The organism is Cellvibrio sp. 25HG11W-0 (genome assembly GCF_057815475.1).
On record NZ_CM174230.1, the window covers coordinates 1,824,521 to 1,842,755 of the forward strand.

The following is an 18,235-nucleotide window of genomic DNA, read 5'->3' on the forward strand; positions in this document are numbered from 1 at the left end:
GAAAATATTTTACGCTGCCTAAAACAACAAGGCCAAACATCTGTTTGGCCTTGAGGTAGTTATTCGGCTGAGAGGCCGACATACACTTCATGTACATCATCGTCGTCATCAATCGCCGCTAAAAAGGCTTCGACTTCAGCGAGGGCTTCGCCGTCAATGGTGACGGGGTTTTTGGGGCGGTAGCCGAGTTTGGCGGCATCTACGGTAAAGCCGTGGGCGGGCAGCGCTTTACTCACCAAATCCAAGTCGGTGGTATCGGTGATGAACAGAGTGCTGCCGTCGTCATTGGCTTCAAAGTCTTGTGCGCCTGCTTCAATCGCTGCCATTTCAGGATCGGCGTCGGGGCTGGTGGGCGATGCTTCGATCATGCCGACATGGTCAAAATCCCAAGACACAGAACCGGACGAGCCCAACTGACCCTTGCGAAATAAACCGCGAATATTGGAGATAGTGCGGTTTACATTGTCGGTGAGGCATTCAACGATAACCGGCACTTGGTGCGGTGCAAAACCTTCGTACACCACTTTTTCAAAGCTGGCACCGCCATCTAATAAGCCGGCACCTTTTTTAATGGCGCGCTCTAGTGTCTCGCGTGTCATTGAGGCTTTTTTGGCGGCGTGAATTGCCAGACGCAGGCGCGGGTTCATGTCTGGGTCGGCGCCGGTGCGTGCGGCAATCATAATTTCTTTGGTGAGCTTGGTAAAAATTTTACCCTTGGCATTGGCCGCTTCTTCGCGGTGTTTTGCTTTCCATTGAGCGCCCATAAGCGTGCCTCTTTATTAGATGTTAATTGTTAGCTGTTAAGTGAATAGGGGCGCATTGCCCCCATTATTTTAATTTCAAAGTCTATTAATTAGCGTGCAGTGCGGTATTGAGTTGCAGTGCGCTTTTATTGGTGACAACTTCAACGCGACCGCTGATGGAGTTGCGACGGAAAACCAAGTCTGACACGCCCGCAAGGTCGCGCGCTTTTAGGGTTTTCACTTCGGCGCCTGCATCGTCCAATACCACTACCTTGGTGCCTGCGGTAATGTAGAGGCCGGATTCTACTTTGCAGCGGTCACCTATGGGAATACCCACACCGGCGTTTGCGCCAATTAAAGATTCTTTGCCGATAGAAATGACGATATTGCCGCCGCCCGATAGTGTGCCCATGGTAGAGCTACCGCCGCCTAAATCGGAACCGGCACCGACGAATACGCCGGCAGAAATGCGGCCTTCAATCATCGCTGGGCCTTCGGTGCCCGCATTAAAGTTCACAAAACCTTCGTGCATGATGGTGGTGCCTTCGCCTAAGTAAGCACCCAAACGCACGCGCGCTGTGTGGGCGATACGCACACCTTTAGGTACTACATAGTTGGTCATTTTGGGGAATTTATCCACGCAGGATACTTCTAAGTCTTCGCCATTCAAACGCGCTTGCAATTGACGCTCGGGCAATTCGTTCACGTCTATAGCGCCTTGATTAGTCCAGGCCACATTCGGCAGTACGCCAAAAATGCCGGCCAGTACCGTGTTGTGGGGTTTTACCAAGCGATGCGATAACAGGTGCAGCTTCAAATAGCCTTCGGGTACAGACGCAGGGTTGGTGTCGGTGGCCAGTAGCGTAACGACTAAAGGGCGCTCGCTGCTGGTTAAGTGAGTGGCGAGTGCGGCCTGCTCTTTATCGCCCGCGTCGTCTAGTGCTTGGGCAATGTCATCGGCTTGCGCCAAAGTAATTTCAATGGCTTGGTTGCCTTCTGTGTAGCCGACGATTTCGGCAATGGCCGCCGCGGTAGCGGCAGAAGGGTTTAATAGGGGGGCAGCATAAAATACTTCCAGCCATTCGCCCTGTGAATTTTGTGTGCCAATGCCTAAGCCGAGTGCGTAAAGAGTGGTCATAAGTTTTCCTAACAATTAATGAATGAGTTGAAATTAATACTATGTGGCTAGTTGTACATTCTGTGATTTCAGACCGTTGGAAGCATGGACGACCTACATGGATGTAGGAAGTTTGCTTTCGCACCGGGATCAGCAGAAGCATGCTGACATCGAGCCTATAGGGACATATTTACGGCGTGTCTGAAATTGCAGAATGTACAACTGGCTGAGTTCAAAAGTCTGTTGAATAAGTGTGTTAAATAAACGTAGGTATTTTAAAAGTTTTAGCGTAATCGCTGTCTTTAAACCCCAAGTGTTTACTTGTTCCTGTATCTAGCAGCGGGCGCTTAATCAAGGTAGGGCTTGCCAAAATTGTTTGAACGGCAATTTTTTCGTTAAAGTCTGCTTTGGTTGCTTCGTCCAGTTCTTTCCATGTGGTGCTGCGTTTGTTTACAAGCGCATCCAAGCCGAGTTCAGCAATCCAGATTTTTACCTGCGCTTCGTTGAGGCCATCAACGCGAAAATCGTGAAACTGAAATTCAATGTTGTTGCTCTCTAACCATGCGCGCGCTTTTTTTACCGTGTCGCAATTTTTAATGCCGTATAAAATATTCATAGTGATGATCTAGGGTTTTAAGACTAATTTGGGTTTAATTCGGTGCGGGTAGCAAGTGCGGCAGATGTCGCACACTCGTCCATCGCAGCCGCGCGCGGAACAGTATTCGCGTCCGTAATAAATAATTTGTAAGTGCAGTGCATTCCAGCTCTCTATGGGAAAGAGACGCTTGAGATCCTTTTCAGTTTGTACCACGTTCTTGCCATTGGTTAAACCCCAGCGCTGGGCGAGGCGGTGAATGTGGGTGTCCACCGCGAAGGCGGGCACGCCGAAGGCTTGGCTCATGACCACGCTGGCGGTTTTATGGCCTACGCCGGGCAGTCGCTCCAGTGCATCCCAATCCTGCGGCACCTTGCCGCCGTGTTCAGCAACCAGCATTTGCGATAATACTGAAATGGCTTTGGATTTTTGTGGCGATAAACCACAGGGGCGAATTATCGCCTGAATTTTTTCTACTGGCACTAATGCCATATCGGCGGGATTGTCAGCCAGCGCAAAGAGCGCGGGGGTGACGGTATTGACGCGCTCGTCAGTACACTGCGCCGACAGCAATACCGCCACCAGCAGCGTGTAATCATCGCTGTGGTCAAGCGGTATCGTCGGGTTGGGGTAAAGGCTTTGCAAACGCTGCAAAATAAACGCTACCCGCTCCGCTTTGTTTAGGGCCGGTTTGTTGCTCATAGGCTTTGTACAAACGCCTTAATGCGCTGGGCAGCTTCTACACATTCGTTCAGAGGCGCGACTAACGCCATACGTACGTAGTCTTCACCGGGGTTAAGGTCGTTAGATGAACGCGCTAAATAACTGCCGGGCAGCACGGTGACTTTTTGCTGGGCAAATAATTGCTGGGTAAAATCTTCGCCGGCAATGGGAGTTTTAACCCAAAGATAAAAGCTGGCATCGGGCTTGGTGACGGGCAACACATCGCCCAAAATTTCTATGACCGCATCAAACTTTTCGGTGTAGGTGCGGCGGTTTTCAATCACATGGGTTTCATCTTGCCAAGCGGCTGTACTTGCAAGCTGGGTGGGTACCGGCATGGCGCAGCCGTGGTAGGTGCGGTAGAGCAAAAACTTTTCTAGGATTTTTGCATCGCCGCCCACAAAACCGGAACGTAAACCGGGCAGGTTGGAGCGTTTAGATAAACTGTGAAAAACCACGCAGCGGGCAAAGTCGTTACGGCCCATGTCGGCGCAGGCTTGCAATAAACCCACCGGCGGATTGGCTTCGTCAAAATATAATTCTGAGTAGCACTCGTCGGAGGCGATCACAAAATCATACTGGTCGGCGAGGCGAATTAACGCTTGCAGCTGCGCACTGCTCATCACCGCGCCCGTGGGGTTGCCGGGTGAGCAGACGAACAATAATTGCGTGCGCTGCCAAACCTCAGCGGGTACCGCTGCAAAGTCGGGAATAAAATTATTCGCGGGCGTGCAATTTAAAAAATAGGGCTCGGCGCCTGAGAGTATCGCCGCCCCTTCATAAATTTGATAAAAAGGGTTGGGCGAGACCACCAGCGGGTTAGCTTGGCTGCGGTCTACTATGGCCTGCGCAAAAGCAAAGAGCGCTTCGCGGGTGCCGTTTACGGGCAGCACATGCTTGTCGGCAGTGAAGTCTTGTGCATTGAGTTTGAAGCGCGTGCAGGCCCAGGTGGCGATTGCGTTGCGCAGTTCTGGCAAACCTTTAGTGGTTGGATAATTTGAAAGTTTGGCTAGGTTATCCACGAGAGTTTGCAAGACAAATGCGGGCGGTTCATGTTTGGGTTCGCCGATGGACAGCATTATGTCGTTCAGCTGCGCGGGAGCATTGACTGCCGCCTTGAGTGCGGCGAGCTTCTCAAAAGGGTAGGGATGTAAGTGTGCGAGATCTGGATTCATAGTTATGTTTTGCATTAGGTTGTTCGTGGCCATGTAATATTTTTCAAAATGGTATTTATGGGTATTACATCTTGTCGACGCGTTTATCAAGCCGTGCGCGAATTTCCTGCTGCAGGGTTTGGCAAATACTTTCATCACTTAAAGGCTGACCTTCGGTATCGGCAATAAAAAAGATATCCTCAACTCGTTCGCCCAAAGTAGCAATTTTAGCGTTGAGCAATTGAATATCTAACTCCATAAAAACATCGCCAATGCAGGCGAGTAAGCCCGGTCTATCGGGGCTGATAACTTCCAGTACACTGCAGTGGCGAATGGTGTCGGTGCTGAGTGAAGTGCGCGTGGGCATGGCAAAATATTTTAGGCGGCGCGGGGTGCGGCGCCCAGCTAGCTCGCGATAGTTGTCGGCGAGTTTAAGCTCCTCTAGTAGCGTTTGCTGAATTTGTTTAAGGAATGCCGCGTTGTTGCCGAGTGGTTCGCCGTCTTGATTGAGCACGAAAAATGTATCTATGGTGTGGCCAGAGTTAGAGCTGTAGATTTTTGCATCTTGAATATTTAGATTTAAGTGGCTGAGTGCGGTAGCTGCCGCAACAAAGGCATTTTTTTGTTCTTTGCTGTAGATGAAAATTTGCGTCGCACCCGCCAACTCTTTGCTGGTGGTTTTTTTGATCAACACCAGTGGTTCATTGTTGGTGCGCGCGGCTATAGCTTGGGTGTGCCAAGCAATATCAGAAAAACTTTCACGCAGGAAATAGTCTTCGCCCATGTCGCCCCAGAGCGAAAGCACTTGTTCTTTACTAATACCTTTGCGCGCTAATTTGCGAATGGCGGCCTGTTGGGTTTCTTCGATTAAATCTTGCTTGTCGACATTGTTCTCTAAGCCGCGACGCAGGGCGCGGCGGGTGTCCATATACAATTGGCGCATAAGGCTTGCGCGCCAGGTATTCCAAAGCTCTTTGTTAGTGCCGTTGATGTCGGCAACCGTGAGGCAGTAGAGATAATCCAAGTGCATTTGATCGCCCACGGTGAGCGCAAATTGATGGATAACATCCGGGTCGGAAATATCTTGTTTTTGCGCAACGGTGGACATGAGCAAGTGTTTTTCAACCAGCCAGCAAATTAAGCGTGTTTCGCGCGGTGATATATTGTGGCGCACGCAAAATTCTTCCGCATCAACTGCGCCTAACATGGAGTGATCACCGCCGCGGCCTTTACCGATGTCGTGGTAGAGCCCCGCAATATAGAGCAGCTGCAGCTTAGGCAAACGCGTCATAATATTGGTGGCAACGGGGAAGTTATCTTTTGCTGATGGCAGTAAGAAATCACACATGTTCTGCACAACTTTGAGGGTGTGTGCATCCACGGTATAGATATGAAATAGGTCGTGTTGCATTTGGCCTGTAACAAGGCCAAATTCAGGCAGATATAAACCCAAGAGGCCGTAGCGCGTCATGCGTTTTAATTGATCGACAAGGCCGTTAGGGTATTGCAGCAGTTTGAGAAAGAGCTGGGTATTTTTGGCGTTGTTGCGAAATGCATCATCAATGAGATGGCGGCTTTCACGAATGAGACGAATAGTGGATGCACGAACGCCTTGAATTTCTGGGTTTTGTGCTATGAGCACAAATATTTCCAAGAGCGCCGAAGGGTTTTCTTCAAACACGTAAGTGTGGGTAACTTCAATGTAGTTTTCACGCAATTGAAAGCGTTCATTTATAGAGACAACGCTTTTGGTTTTACCTTTTTTCAATATGACTTCAGACAAAAACTGGAGTACGACATCGTTTAATTCGCGCAGCGCTAAGGCGGTGCGATAGTAACGATGCATGAATAATTCGACTGCTAGGCCTTCTTGGCTGTCGGTGTAACCAAAAAAGCGGGCAAGTTCGCGTTGGTGATCAAACAGTAGTCGCTCTTCGGGGCGTTTGGCGATCATATGTAGTGCGTAGCGCACGCGCCAAAGATATTCTTCGCCGGTATACATGAGCGAAAATTCTTCGTCGGTAAAAAAGCCCTTGCCTTCAAGTTGCTTTAGGGTACGGACGCCAAAATAGCGTTTGGTAACCCAGCTGATCGTTTGAATGTCGCGCAGGCCGCCGGGCGCATTTTTAATATTGGGCTCGAGATTGTATTCGGTATCGTTGTATTTTTTATGACGCTCTACTTGTTCTTGAAATTTTGCCCGGAAAAAGTCCTCGGCAGGCCAAATTTTATCGCCGCCAGTTGCTTCAGCCAGTTGTAGGCGTAGCGCACCATCACCGACGAGCGTACGCGATTCCATAATATTGGTGGCAACAGTAATGTCATCGCGCGCTATATCAAGGGTTTGTTGGATGGTGCGCACGCTGCTGCCAATCTCCAATCCTATATCCCACAGCAGGGTGAAAAACTGGCCAATGTTTTCTTTGTTAGGTTCGAGTGCCTCGGGGCTATGCAGAATGAGCAGGTCTATATCGGAACAGGGGTGTAATTCGCCGCGGCCATAGCCGCCAACGGCTTCAAGGCTTATGGCGCCAGTCCATGAAAAGTGATACCACGCATAATGTAAAACGCAATCGATAAAGAGTGCGCGTTCATAGACGAGGTTGCGAATGTCTTCGCACTCTTCAAAGCGACGATTGAATTGGGTGTTTGCAGCGCTAATGGCATCTTTGAAAACTTTAATCTTTGGTTTTTCGTCGAGTGCACGGCGAAAACGGTTTTGATCAAAGAAAAACAATGGCCGTTCAAAATAGGGCGCCGTAGAAATCGACATAGAGCGGATAAGTCCTGTAAAGAGTTGAATGTCTAGTAACAACTGCGCCCAGTGAATTTATTTCAATTCAGTGGGCGCGGGGATATCTGCCTTGATCTGTTTTGGGGGTAGATCCCAATAAGTGCAAAAATGCAGTCAGTAGTTGGATGCTATTTAGAACACTTCACCGCTGCGAGCGGTTAGCACTTCTACGCCGGTTGCGGTAACGACCATGGTGTGTTCCCACTGGGCAGACAGACGCCCATCTTTTGTTTCTACCGTCCAGCCGTCGGATTTCAGTTTGGTGTTGGGTTTGCCTGCATTGATCATCGGCTCGATGGTGAAGCACATACCTTCTTTTAATTCCATCCCGGTGTTCGGACGGCCGTAGTGAAGAATTTGCGGATCTTCGTGGAATACCTTACCAATGCCATGGCCGCAGTACTCGCGCACGACGGAGTAATAGTTGGCCTCTGCATGCTGTTGAATGGCATGACCTATATCGCCTAAACGGCAACCCGGTTTTACTAATTGAATGGCTTTGTACATGCATTCTTGCGTTACTGTCACGAGGCGCTCAGCGTGAGCAACGGGTGCGCCTACAAAATACATGGCGCTGGTGTCACCATGAAAGCCTTCGTAAATTACCGTCACATCGATGTTGATAACATCGCCATTTTTGAGCACTTTTTTCTCGGAAGGTATGCCATGGCAAACAACATGGTTGACCGAGGTGCAAATGGATTTGGGAAACCCTCGATAGCCTAAACAAGCCGGAATCGCTTTTTGTACATCCACAATATGATCGTGACAGCGCTTGTCGAGCTCGGCGGTGGTGACGCCAGGCTGTACATATTGGCCAATCATTTCCAGCACTTCGGCCGCCATACGGCCGGCAATGCGCATTTTTTCGATATCTTCGGGAGACTTAATAGTGACAGACATGAATAGACTTCAACTCGCGTTATAAAAAAGATGCGTCATTCTAAACGATTTGCACCCTATTTGACCAAGGTCAATATTAATTGCTGTCATAGCAAAAAGGAGATCTGGGGCTGAACGGGTGTTTTGCGGGGCAGGGCTTCCCACCGCCGTGAGACAGAGGAAGCCAACACTGGGATACTACTTAGCTGCTTATTAGCTGCGCGCCCGTATACGGGTGAGCGCGTGAATAACGCCGCGCAATTCAGCGAGACCTTTCATGCGGCCCGCAAACGAATAGCCAGGGTTAATACCTGTTTTGCCTACTTCATCGCCCATGAGGTGACCGTGGTCGGGGCGCATGGATATTTTTGGGAGTTTACTGCCAGCTTTGTCGCGGCGGGCTTCTTCATCTAAGAGTGCGTCGATTAAGCCCACCATGTCGTTGTCGCCATCGAGATGATCTGACTCATAGAAAGAGCCGTCTTCTTCGCGCTTGATATTGCGCAGGTGGACAAAGTAGATGCGCTCGCCAAATTCACGCGCCATGGCAACGAGGTCATTGTCACAACGTGCGCCGTAAGAGCCCGCACAAAGTGTTAAACCGTTAGCGGGGCTGGGCGCGGCATTGAGTAACGCGCGCGCATCATCAGCGGTGGATACTACGCGCGGTAAGCCAAAGAGTGAAAAAGGTGGGTCATCGGGGTGAATAGCCAGACGTGCACCGACTTCTTCGGCCACGGGCACTACGGCGCGCAAGAAGGCGAAGAGATTGGCGCGCATGCCTTCATCACCCATTTGAATGAATTGGTCGATGGCAGCGCGAATACTTTCGCGGTTATAGGAGCCTTCGCCACCTGGCAGCCCAGCAATAATGTTTTTTTCCAGTAATGCCTTTTCTTGCTCGCTCATGGCATCCAAGCGGGTCTTCGCTTTGGTGAGCACGTCCGGTTGATAGCATTGCTCGGCACCTGGGCGTTGCAGCATGTAAACGTCGTAAGCGGCAAAGTCGCTCATTTCAAAGCGCAGGGCTTGGGATTTGTTGGGCAGGCTATAGCTGAGGTTGGTGCGCGTCCAATCCACCACTGGCATAAAGTTGTAGCAAATGTCGAAAACACCGGCGGCGGCCACGTTGCGAATAGATTGTTGGTAATTGGCGATCAGCTGCTCGTAATCGCCAGTGCGGGTTTTGATGTCGTTGTGCAGGGGGATGCTTTCAATCACCGCCCATTCCAGGCCGTGAGCCTCAATAAGGGCTTTGCGCTCCAGAATATCTTCCATCGGCCAAACAGCGCCAGTGGGAATATGGTGCAGCGAGGTCACTATGCCTGTTGCGCCTGCTTGGGCGATATTTTGCAGGCTTACGGTGTCTTTGGGACCAAACCAGCGCCACGTTTCTTTCATGGGATATTCTCTTTGGCAATTAAAATGGGGTGCTTATGGTTATATATACTACTAGTGTGCAAGGTTAATTTATAGTCTTGGAGCAGAATAAAAGCCTGAGCTGTACTTAGCTTTGACCTGCTGCTTGCGAAGGTGTTCTTTGAGTGAATGATTTTGGATGAAAATGAAGGGGAAATGTGGATGAGGCGGACTACCTAGGTGGGTGAGCATGAAATTTTAGGTGCACCTCAAAGCCAAAATATGGTATAAAGCGCGCCTCTTTCTGACTGTGATCTTACCTAAGGGTGAATCGTAAAGGAGAGAACTGTTATTAAGTTATTGATTTAATAACAAAATTGCCAAAATGGCACAACTAAACCACAAACGTCACACATATACCGACACGCAAAACCTGGGTGCCTAATGATTACTGCGTAATCATGCTGGTTGGTTAGCGGGGTGTATGGAGGCCTAACCCGATCTACAGGAAATTTACTATGCAAGTTAGCATGCGCGATATGTTGTCTGCCGGTGTCCACTTTGGTCACCAAACCCGTTACTGGAACCCAAAGATGGGTAAGTACATCTTCGGTGCGCGTAACAAGATTCACATTATTAACCTTGAGCACACTGTTCCTGCATTTAACGAAGCTTTGGCTTTGGTGCAGCAAATGGCTTCTCAAAAGAAAAAAATTCTGTTTGTTGGTACTAAGCGCGCTGCGCAAAAGACCATCAAAGAACAAGCTGAGCGCGCTGGCCAGCCGTTCGTAAGTCATCGTTGGTTGGGCGGCATGCTCACTAACTACAAAACCATTCGCGCGTCTATCCGCCGTTTGGCTGAACTGACTGCACAAAGCCAAGACGGTACCTTCACCAAATTGACCAAGAAAGAAGCTCTTATGCGCACCCGTGACATGGAGAAACTTGAGCGCTCAATTGGTGGTATCAAAAACATCGCAGGCTTGCCTGATGCATTGTTCGTTATCGACGTTGATCACGAGCGTATCGCAATTCAAGAAGCTAACAAGCTTGGCATTCCTGTTATCGGTGTAGTAGATACCAACAGCAACCCAGATGGTGTTGACTACGTTATTCCGGGTAATGACGATGCGATCCGCGCTATTAAATTGTACGTAGGTGCAATTGCTGATGCTTGCTTAGAAGGCAACAAGTCTTCTTCAGCAGTGCCTAACAAAGATGAATACGTAGCTGCCGAAGGCGCTGCTGAATAATCTCTGTTAGACGTAATCAAATGACAATAAAGCTCCTGTAGGCTTATCGCCTTAAGTGAGTTGTCGAGAGAGGGGGCTAGGCCCCCTTTTTTCAAACACGAATTCGAACATATTAAATAGAGGACATCACTATGGCAGCTGTTACTCCTACGCTGGTTAAAGAATTGCGCGACCGCACTGGTCTGGGCATGATGGAATGTAAAAAAGCTTTGGGCGAAGCCGATGGCGACGTTGAATTGGCGATTGAAAATCTGCGCAAAGTATCTGGCTTGAAAGCCGCTAAAAAAGAAGGCCGTACTGCTGCTGATGGCGTTGTTGCTGTTAAAGTTGCCGACGACAACAGCTACGCAGTAGCGATCGAAGTTAACTCTGAAACTGACTTCGTAGCACGTGATGCTGGCTTCTTGGCATTTGTAAATTTGGTATTGGATGCGGCATTCACCACTAAGCAAACTGATGTTGCCGTACTGATGGCAGGTGATTTGGAAAATGCACGTGAAGCATTGGTACAAAAAATCGGCGAGAAAATCAGCGTGCGTCGTGTAAGCTTGGTTGAGGGTGGTGTTGTAGGTGGTTACTTGCACTTGAACAGCCGTATCGCCGTATTGGTACAGTTGGATGGCGGTAGCGACGAAGTGGCTAAAGACATCGCAATGCATGTTGCAGCCGTTAATCCAACCGTGGTTAGCTCTGATCAAATGCCAGCAGAAGTGATTGAGAAAGAAAAAGAAATCATTCGTGCACAGCCAGACATGGCTGGCAAGCCTGCTGAAATCGTTGAGAAAATGATTGGCGGCCGTATCAGCAAGTTCTTAAAAGAAAGCAGCTTGGTTGATCAACCTTTTGTTAAAAATCCAGAGCAAACTGTTGCTCAATACGCGAAAGCGGGCGGCGCTGTTGTAACCAACTTCGTACGTTTGGAAGTGGGTCAAGGCATTGTGAAAGAAGTTGTAGACTTCGCCGCAGAAGTTGCTGCACAGGTGGCCGCTACTAAGGCGTAATTAGCTCAAGCTAATTGGCTTGGCAAAACCCCGCACGGGCTGGCTTGTGCGGGGTTTTTTATGGTTTACGTTTAATTGATTGTTTGATGTTTCTTTTGTTGTTATTTGCTGAGTTTTGCGTTTTTTCCCGCTGGTTTTTTATTTGTAGTGTAGAAAATGCGTCTTAAAAGTGTGGCAATCGATGAGGCCACAAAACTACGTATTAAGAATGTGGATGCTTATTGTTATTGGCATTCTATGTGCGTGTTTACTTTAGTCGCAGCCTCCCTATGAGGGGCTCTTAAATTCAAGTTGTCGGTAAGTTGCGCCATTATGGCTTAAGCTCTGTGATTAAGGGTGCTGGGTCACTTTTTATCGCTATTATATGTTTAAAGTATTTAGTCCAATATGTGGAAATAGGCACCATGAATCGTAAGAAAAAAATGAATGATACATTTGAAAAAAAGCTTAAGAAGCACAATGCTAAATTGCGTGTGAGCAATAAGCCTAAGTATATTTCAAAGGCTGAGCGTGAAAAAATTGCCTTAGCTGAAAGTCCTGTGCAGGAATAAGTGAGATGCATTCTTGCTGCGGTGCAGTCATTTGTGAGATTTAAACCGCTTTCTGAAATGCTGGCCAGTATGTTGTATGGCTAAAATAAAGGTGCAGCAATACAGTTTTTGTACTCAAATTAGATTGGGTATGAAGTTGTTTTTAAGTGTGCACATAAATTATTGAGGGTTGGTTAAATTTCCGGGTCCCAATGCAATTAAAAAACCGCGCAAGTGAAAGTTTGCGTGGTTTTTTTGTTTTATTTTTCTGCATTTAGATATGTGCTTCAGCATAAATACAGCAATTGCGGCCTTGGTGTTTTGCTTTGTAGAGTGCATTGTCAGCGCGTTTAAAACAGCTAGCAAAATCTTCTTGCGGTAATTGTAAGCTTATGCCAAAACTGGCGCTAACGGTTAAAGGTTTTTCTGTTTGGTATTTGGCATTGAAAATGGCGTTGCGCATGACTTCGGCGAGCTTCATGGCAGTTGCTTGAGATGTGTCAGGTAAAATGACTATAAACTCTTCGCCGCCCCACCGCCCCGCATAATCCCCTGCACGTAAGTGCTCTTGAATGACTTTGGCGATTTGTTGAAGAACTTGGTCGCCGGTGTCATGGCCGCGCTGATCATTGACGCGCTTAAAGTGATCAATATCTATCACCATTAGGCTGTAGCCCGTCTGTGTGGTTGCTGTTATATGGCCTCTACCGCTTAGGCTGGCGACAATTTGGTCAATGCCGAAACGATTGTATATTTGGGTTAGAGGGTCAACGGTGGAGAGTTTGCGAAACTTGTTGGTTTCGAGTTTTAGTTGTTCGTTACTGGTGTTGAGTTCGTTGATTATTCGTGTGTCGTGTTGCGTTTGCTGATGCAGTTGAATTAATTGGTAAATTGCAAAAATAAATATGCCTAGCATCCAAATTATGAGTATGACTAGATACCAATGTTCGGTGCTGACCCACTCGCCTTCAAACTCCAATTTTTCTAACTCAAACTCGTGGCGTCCGGGACTTAATTTTTCAGCAAAATCGATGGTGACGACCATGGCATTGCTGATGTCGGGTTGGGCGTTTTTTAATGGGATGTTGTATTGATTTAGCCACCATTCTCCGACGGAGAAGGCCGTGAGATTAAAATATGTTTCTTGCTTGAGTTCATGAGCATGGATTTGAACTGAATTGAATTTTGTACTGTTGCCGTCTTCGGGGGTGGAGTAGCTGGTATTGTAGTTGCGTATAGCAATTCTGATTTTATTGGCGGGGCCGCGATAGTTAAGCTTTAAGTTCAGCTTTGAAAAACTTGAAAGGTCTACGCCTTGAGTGGGTGAGTTCGAAAGGTTCATGCCGAAACTGCAGGCAAAATAATCGCCAGTAAAGTTTTGGGGTACGTTGCAATGCCATTTTGTGTGTCCAGTATCGTCATATTCGGCGCTAGGTGTGCCATCGGGCAGGATTTCAGAGTGTAAAAAAAGATTTTTGTGTAGGTTGTTTTCCAGTCCAAGGTGTTTTGGGGGCAGTAATTGGGCGCCTAGAATCGCGACTAGCGTAAGGAATATGGCGATTAGCAGGATCGAGCTAAGTTTTTTTTCGTTCATTGAGGGCTGGAGTCTCTGCGATGGGGGCGCTATAAGTATCGAACAGTTGAGTGGAATTTCAACCTATCAGTGTTCTTTCGTGGCAATAATCGCCATTTGCGGGTGTGATTTGTGAGCAATTTGAGTGTTGGGTTATGTTTTCCGTGGGCTTCCTCTGAGTAAAAAGGGCAAGAGTGGCGACACTCAGTCGCTTTTTTTCTGTTACACTGCAGCGATTTTTTTCGCCCCCTAGATTATCGGCTAACTCATTGTTTTGGAGCGTATTTATGGCCAGTCCGAGAGATAAAAAGTACAAGCGCATACTGTTAAAACTCAGTGGCGAAGAGCTGATGGGGACCGAGGGCTTCGGCATAGATCCCAAAGTGCTCGACAAAATGGCCTTGGAGATAGGTCAGTTAGTCGGCATAGGTGTACAGGTTGGCTTGGTGATCGGAGGTGGGAATTTGTTCCGCGGCGCGGCGTTGAGTGCGGCGGGTTTAGATCGCGTTACCGGTGATCACATGGGTATGCTGGCCACCGTTATGAATGCGCTGGCGATGCGCGATGCGCTGGAGCGCTCTAATATTTCTTGCCGGGTTATGTCGGCTATTCCCATGAGTGGTGTGGTCGAGCATTATGATCGCCGCCGTGCAGTCCGTTTTTTGAATTCAGGTGAGGTGGTGATTTTTGCTGCAGGCACGGGCAATCCCTTCTTTACCACTGACTCTGCCGCTTGTTTGCGCGGCATAGAAGTCAATGCGGATATAGTGTTGAAAGCAACCAAGGTTGATGGTGTTTACACTGCCGACCCTAAGAAAGATCCAACTGCCACTAAATACGATCGCCTTTCTTATGATGAAGTGCTGAATAAGAAATTGGGTGTGATGGATTTGACGGCTATTTGTTTGTGTCGTGAACACTTTATGCCCGTGCGTGTTTTCCGTATGAATAAAGCGGGTGCTTTGTTAAATATCGTTGTGGGTAGCAACGAAGGTACATTGATTGAAGAGGAAAAAGAATGATTAGTGATATTAAAAGTGATGCTGATCACCGCATGAAAAAAGCGGTTGAAGCGCTGGAAAACAATTTCAATAAGATCCGTACTGGCCGTGCACATCCAAGCTTGCTTGATGGCATTATGGTCAACTATTACGGCACTGATACCCCTTTAAGCCAAGTGGCCAATATCAATATTGATGATGCCCGCACCCTAGCCGTTAGCCCTTGGGAGCGTAACTTGGTGCCGGAAATCGAAAAGGCCATCATGAAGTCTGATTTGGGACTGAATCCGTCTACCAATGGAGGCTTGATTCGTATTCCTTTGCCCATGCTGACTGAAGAGACGCGTAAACACTTCACCAAGCAGGCGCGCGCTGAGGCAGAGAATGGTCGTGTGGCCGTGCGCAACGTACGCCGCGATGTCATTAACGATGTTAAAGCGCTGCTTAAAGATAAGGCCATTGGGGAAGATGAAGATCGTCGCGCACAAGACGATATCCAAAAAATCACCGATAAATACATCGCTGAAATTGATAAGGCGCTAGCCGCTAAAGAAGTTGATTTGATGGCGATTTAAGACGGTGTAATTTACATCCGTTCAGTTCAGGGCTCGGTGTCAACACGAGCCCTGTGTTCAATGTTTAGGCTGATAATAAGTGATTGCGCCTTTACTGATCCTCTTTTTATATTAAGACCCTGTAGGAGCAATGCGTGACTGACAACAGCCTTCGCCATGTTGCAATTATTATGGATGGTAATAATCGCTGGGCCAAACAGCGGGGAATGGCAGGAGTTGCCGGCCACAAGGTAGGCGTAGAGCGCATTCGCGATGTCATGTCGGCCTGTCAGGAGTTGGGTGTTGAAGTGCTGACTGTTTTTGCCTTTAGCAGCGAAAACTGGAAGCGTCCACCGAGAGAGGTGGAGGCGCTGATGTCGCTATTTAATCTCTACCTCAACAATGAAGCCAAGGCTCTAAAGAAGAAAGATGTAAGTTTACGAGTTATTGGTAATCGCTCTCGGTTCACTCCTTCTATTCAAAAAGCGATAGCCGCTGCTGAAGCGACAACTCTGGGCGGTAAAACTACCCTTGTGATCGCAGCAGATTACGGCGGCCGCTGGGATATAGCACAAGCCGCACAGCAGATGGCACAGGCAGTCGCAGATGGCAGCCTTAGCCCTGAAGATGTCAATGAGGATAGTCTGCATAATTACACCAGTTTGGCCGATTTGCCGCCCTTGGATCTATTAATTCGTACCGGCGGCGAAGTGCGTATCAGCAATTTTTTGTTGTGGCAGGCCGCTTATGCTGAGCTTTATTTTAGCGATAAGCTCTGGCCAGATTTCGATGGGGCAGAGCTTAAAATCGCCACTAACAGTTTTTATGAGCGTCAGCGCCGTTTTGGTCTGACCGGTGATCAAGTTGAGGCGGGTGCTCTTAATGCTTAAACAGCGTGTTTATACCGCCATTGTGCTCATTATTGTGTTTTTGGCTGCACTCTTTGGTTTACCTTCCGGTTATTTCTCCTTCTTTATCGGTGCCGTGGTACTCATTGGTGCTTGGGAGTGGGCTAATTTAGCTGGGTTTACGGCGATTTGGCAGCGCATTGCCTACGCTGGACTTGTTTTATTGTTGTTGTTTGGCGCCGCCTACTATTTGGGCTTTAAAGGCGAAGCTTCGCCCAGTTTGAATCAGGCTGCAATTCAGGATCTACTGGTTATTGGTTGCAGTTGGTGGGCTCTAGGTTTGTTGCTTGTACAAGGCTATCCGAGCAGTGCCATTCTTTGGGGTAATAGACTCTTGCGCTTACTTATGGGTGTGATGGTATTGCTTCCCACGTGGATTGCCTTGGTTTATGTGCGTCAGCAACTTAATGGCGCTTATTTGGTGCTGCTATTAATCTTGGTTGTCGCGGTGGCAGATAGCGGTGGCTATTTTGTTGGGCGTCGCTTTGGAAAGCACAAGTTGGCAGCCGCTGTCAGCCCAGGCAAAACCTGGGAGGGCTTCGCCGGTGGTCTCATGGCTAATGTGCTGCTTGCGTCGATCCTGACTTTAGTTCTTGAATTGAATTGGTTGTTGGTGCTTTTAGTAATAGTTCCTACCAGTTTGATTTCAGTTTTGGGTGATTTATTAGAAAGTATGGTTAAACGTCATGCCGGTGTAAAAGATAGTGGCAGTATTTTGCCTGGACATGGCGGCATTCTGGATCGTGTAGATGGCATAACGGCTGCTGCACCTGTTTTTGCATTAGCACTTTTGTTAAGCAATGCGTTTGCATTGAATGGGGTTGTAGGTTAAGGCTATGCAACAAACCCTTCAGCAGATTACTGTGCTCGGCGCAACCGGCTCTATAGGCGTGAGTACGCTTGATGTTTTGGGGCGTCACCCAGATCGTTACAAAGTCTTTGCGCTCACCGCAGAGCGTAAATGGCAGTTGCTGGCACTGCAGTGTTTAGAGCATCAGCCGCGCTACGCTGTGTTGAAAGATGCTGATGCGGCTCATTCTCTTGCACAGGAGTTGCGCCAACGGGGTTGTGTGACTGAGGTATTATTGGGCGATGAAGCTCTCGCATCAGTAGCAAGCCACGATGATGTCGATACTGTTATGGCAGCGATTGTAGGGGCGGCAGGATTGTTGCCTACACTTGCCGCGGTAAAGGCGGGTAAAAAAGTGCTCTTGGCCAATAAAGAAGCCTTGGTGATGGCGGGTGGCTTGTTTACTCAGGCAGTGACAGAGTCTAATGCGATTTTGCTGCCCATCGATAGCGAACACAATGCGATCTTTCAATGCTTACCTAATCATCGCGCGGACTTTCTCGCACAGGGTTTGGTTTCAAGCGGCGTGCGCAAAATTCTATTAACCGCTTCTGGCGGCCCATTTCGAACGACCCCCTTGGCTGACCTGCAAAAAGTTACGCCAGAGCAGGCATGTGCCCATCCCAATTGGAGTATGGGGCAAAAGATTTCGGTGGATTCTGCCACTATGCTCAATAAAGGCTTGGAGCTGATTGAGGCCTGCTGGCTATTTAATGCGCGTGTTGAGCAAGTTGAGGTGGTAATCCACCCGCAAAGCGTCATTCACTCGATGGTTGAGTACGTTGATGGCTCCGTATTGGCGCAGCTAGGCAATCCTGATATGCGTACACCTATAGCCCATGCCTTAGCTTGGCCGGAGCGTATCTACTCTGGTGTGTCTAGTCTCGATTTAATCGCCACGGCGCGTCTTGATTTTAGTGCGCCAGACTATGAGCGCTTCCCCTGTCTGGCTCTTGCGCAAACGGCAGCTAAAATAGGCGGAACAGCGCCAGCATTATTAAATGCTGCCAATGAGGTCGCGGTGGCTGCATTTCTCGCATCCCAATTACGCTTTGATCAAATTTCCCGCGTTATCGCCGAGGTGTTGGAAAAACTACCCGTGTGCGAACCTAAGTCGCTTGCGCAAGTCCAAGAGGCCGATCTTGAGGCGAGAGCCTTGGCTCGCCAGCTTATTGCGGGTTCGTAACATTGATCATGA

Annotated in this window: 17 protein-coding genes; 8 read left to right on the forward strand and 9 right to left on the reverse strand. The window is 48.4% G+C overall.

Annotated features, from left to right (window positions below):
* Nucleotides 1-59: 59 nt before the first annotated feature.
* From AC0KUT_RS07485 to uxuA, 8 genes are all read right to left on the reverse strand, one after another.
* The gene (locus AC0KUT_RS07485) at nt 60-764 is read right to left on the reverse strand and encodes a YebC/PmpR family DNA-binding transcriptional regulator (protein ID WP_488834790.1); all 705 of its coding nucleotides are present in this window, start codon (nt 762-764) and stop codon (nt 60-62) included.
* Between the two features lie 85 nt (nt 765-849).
* Nucleotides 850-1,881, reverse strand: coding sequence for a 2,3,4,5-tetrahydropyridine-2,6-dicarboxylate N-succinyltransferase (gene dapD, locus AC0KUT_RS07490; protein ID WP_488834792.1), 1,032 nt, complete (start codon nt 1,879-1,881; stop codon nt 850-852).
* Nucleotides 1,882-2,116: 235 nt separating this feature from the next.
* Complete coding sequence (locus AC0KUT_RS07495; RefSeq protein ID WP_488834793.1) at nt 2,117-2,476, reverse strand: ArsC family reductase; 360 nt, start codon at nt 2,474-2,476, stop codon at nt 2,117-2,119.
* 9 nt (nt 2,477-2,485) lie between these two features.
* A complete protein-coding gene (gene nth / locus AC0KUT_RS07500) occupies nt 2,486-3,157 on the reverse strand; it encodes an endonuclease III (protein WP_488834795.1) in 672 nt (223 codons plus the stop codon).
* Nucleotides 3,154-4,353, reverse strand: coding sequence for a succinyldiaminopimelate transaminase (gene dapC / locus AC0KUT_RS07505; protein WP_488835668.1), 1,200 nt, complete (start codon nt 4,351-4,353; stop codon nt 3,154-3,156). Before dapC ends, nth begins: the two co-directional genes overlap by 4 nt.
* 64 nt (nt 4,354-4,417) lie before the next feature.
* A complete protein-coding gene (locus AC0KUT_RS07510) occupies nt 4,418-7,105 on the reverse strand; it encodes a [protein-PII] uridylyltransferase (protein ID WP_488834798.1) in 2,688 nt (895 codons plus the stop codon).
* 153 nt (nt 7,106-7,258) lie between these two features.
* Nucleotides 7,259-8,029 (reverse strand): type I methionyl aminopeptidase, encoded by a 771-nt coding sequence (map, locus tag AC0KUT_RS07515; protein WP_488834800.1) that lies wholly within the window; start codon nt 8,027-8,029, stop codon nt 7,259-7,261.
* 192 nt (nt 8,030-8,221) lie between these two features.
* The gene (gene uxuA, locus AC0KUT_RS07520) at nt 8,222-9,409 is read right to left on the reverse strand and encodes a mannonate dehydratase (RefSeq protein WP_488834801.1); all 1,188 of its coding nucleotides are present in this window, start codon (nt 9,407-9,409) and stop codon (nt 8,222-8,224) included.
* 476 nt (nt 9,410-9,885) lie between these two features.
* On the opposite strand from uxuA, the gene rpsB reads away from it, so the two are divergent.
* The 3 genes from rpsB (at nt 9,886) to AC0KUT_RS07535 (ending at nt 12,172) form a co-directional block, all read left to right on the forward strand.
* Complete coding sequence (rpsB, locus tag AC0KUT_RS07525; protein ID WP_488834803.1) at nt 9,886-10,620, forward strand: 30S ribosomal protein S2; 735 nt, start codon at nt 9,886-9,888, stop codon at nt 10,618-10,620.
* Nucleotides 10,621-10,751: 131 nt separating this feature from the next.
* Nucleotides 10,752-11,621: a translation elongation factor Ts gene (tsf, locus tag AC0KUT_RS07530; RefSeq protein ID WP_488834804.1), complete on the forward strand. Its 870-nt coding sequence runs from the start codon at nt 10,752-10,754 to the stop codon at nt 11,619-11,621.
* A gap of 404 nt (nt 11,622-12,025) precedes the next feature.
* On the forward strand, nt 12,026-12,172 hold the full coding sequence (locus AC0KUT_RS07535) for a DUF2986 domain-containing protein (protein ID WP_488834806.1): 147 nt from the start codon (nt 12,026-12,028) through the stop codon (nt 12,170-12,172).
* A 253-nt stretch (nt 12,173-12,425) separates the two neighbouring features.
* Here AC0KUT_RS07535 and AC0KUT_RS07540 read toward each other — a convergent pair whose 3' ends face one another.
* Complete coding sequence (locus AC0KUT_RS07540; protein WP_488834808.1) at nt 12,426-13,745, reverse strand: GGDEF domain-containing protein; 1,320 nt, start codon at nt 13,743-13,745, stop codon at nt 12,426-12,428.
* Nucleotides 13,746-14,011: 266 nt separating this feature from the next.
* Between AC0KUT_RS07540 and pyrH the strand changes: the two genes are divergently transcribed.
* The 5 genes from pyrH to ispC all read left to right on the forward strand — a co-directional run bounded on the left by pyrH (nt 14,012) and on the right by ispC (nt 18,223).
* The gene (pyrH, locus tag AC0KUT_RS07545) at nt 14,012-14,746 is read left to right on the forward strand and encodes a UMP kinase (RefSeq protein WP_488834809.1); all 735 of its coding nucleotides are present in this window, start codon (nt 14,012-14,014) and stop codon (nt 14,744-14,746) included.
* On the forward strand, nt 14,743-15,300 hold the full coding sequence (gene frr / locus AC0KUT_RS07550; protein ID WP_488834811.1) for a ribosome recycling factor: 558 nt from the start codon (nt 14,743-14,745) through the stop codon (nt 15,298-15,300). Before pyrH ends, frr begins: the two co-directional genes overlap by 4 nt.
* 170 nt (nt 15,301-15,470) lie before the next feature.
* A complete protein-coding gene (gene uppS, locus AC0KUT_RS07555; RefSeq protein ID WP_488835670.1) occupies nt 15,471-16,169 on the forward strand; it encodes a polyprenyl diphosphate synthase in 699 nt (232 codons plus the stop codon).
* Nucleotides 16,162-17,019 (forward strand): phosphatidate cytidylyltransferase, encoded by an 858-nt coding sequence (locus AC0KUT_RS07560; protein ID WP_488834814.1) that lies wholly within the window; start codon nt 16,162-16,164, stop codon nt 17,017-17,019. The genes uppS and AC0KUT_RS07560 overlap by 8 nt, the downstream gene beginning before the upstream one ends.
* A gap of 4 nt (nt 17,020-17,023) precedes the next feature.
* The gene (gene ispC / locus AC0KUT_RS07565) at nt 17,024-18,223 is read left to right on the forward strand and encodes a 1-deoxy-D-xylulose-5-phosphate reductoisomerase (RefSeq protein WP_488834816.1); all 1,200 of its coding nucleotides are present in this window, start codon (nt 17,024-17,026) and stop codon (nt 18,221-18,223) included.
* The last annotated feature ends 12 nt before the right edge of the window (nt 18,224-18,235 follow it).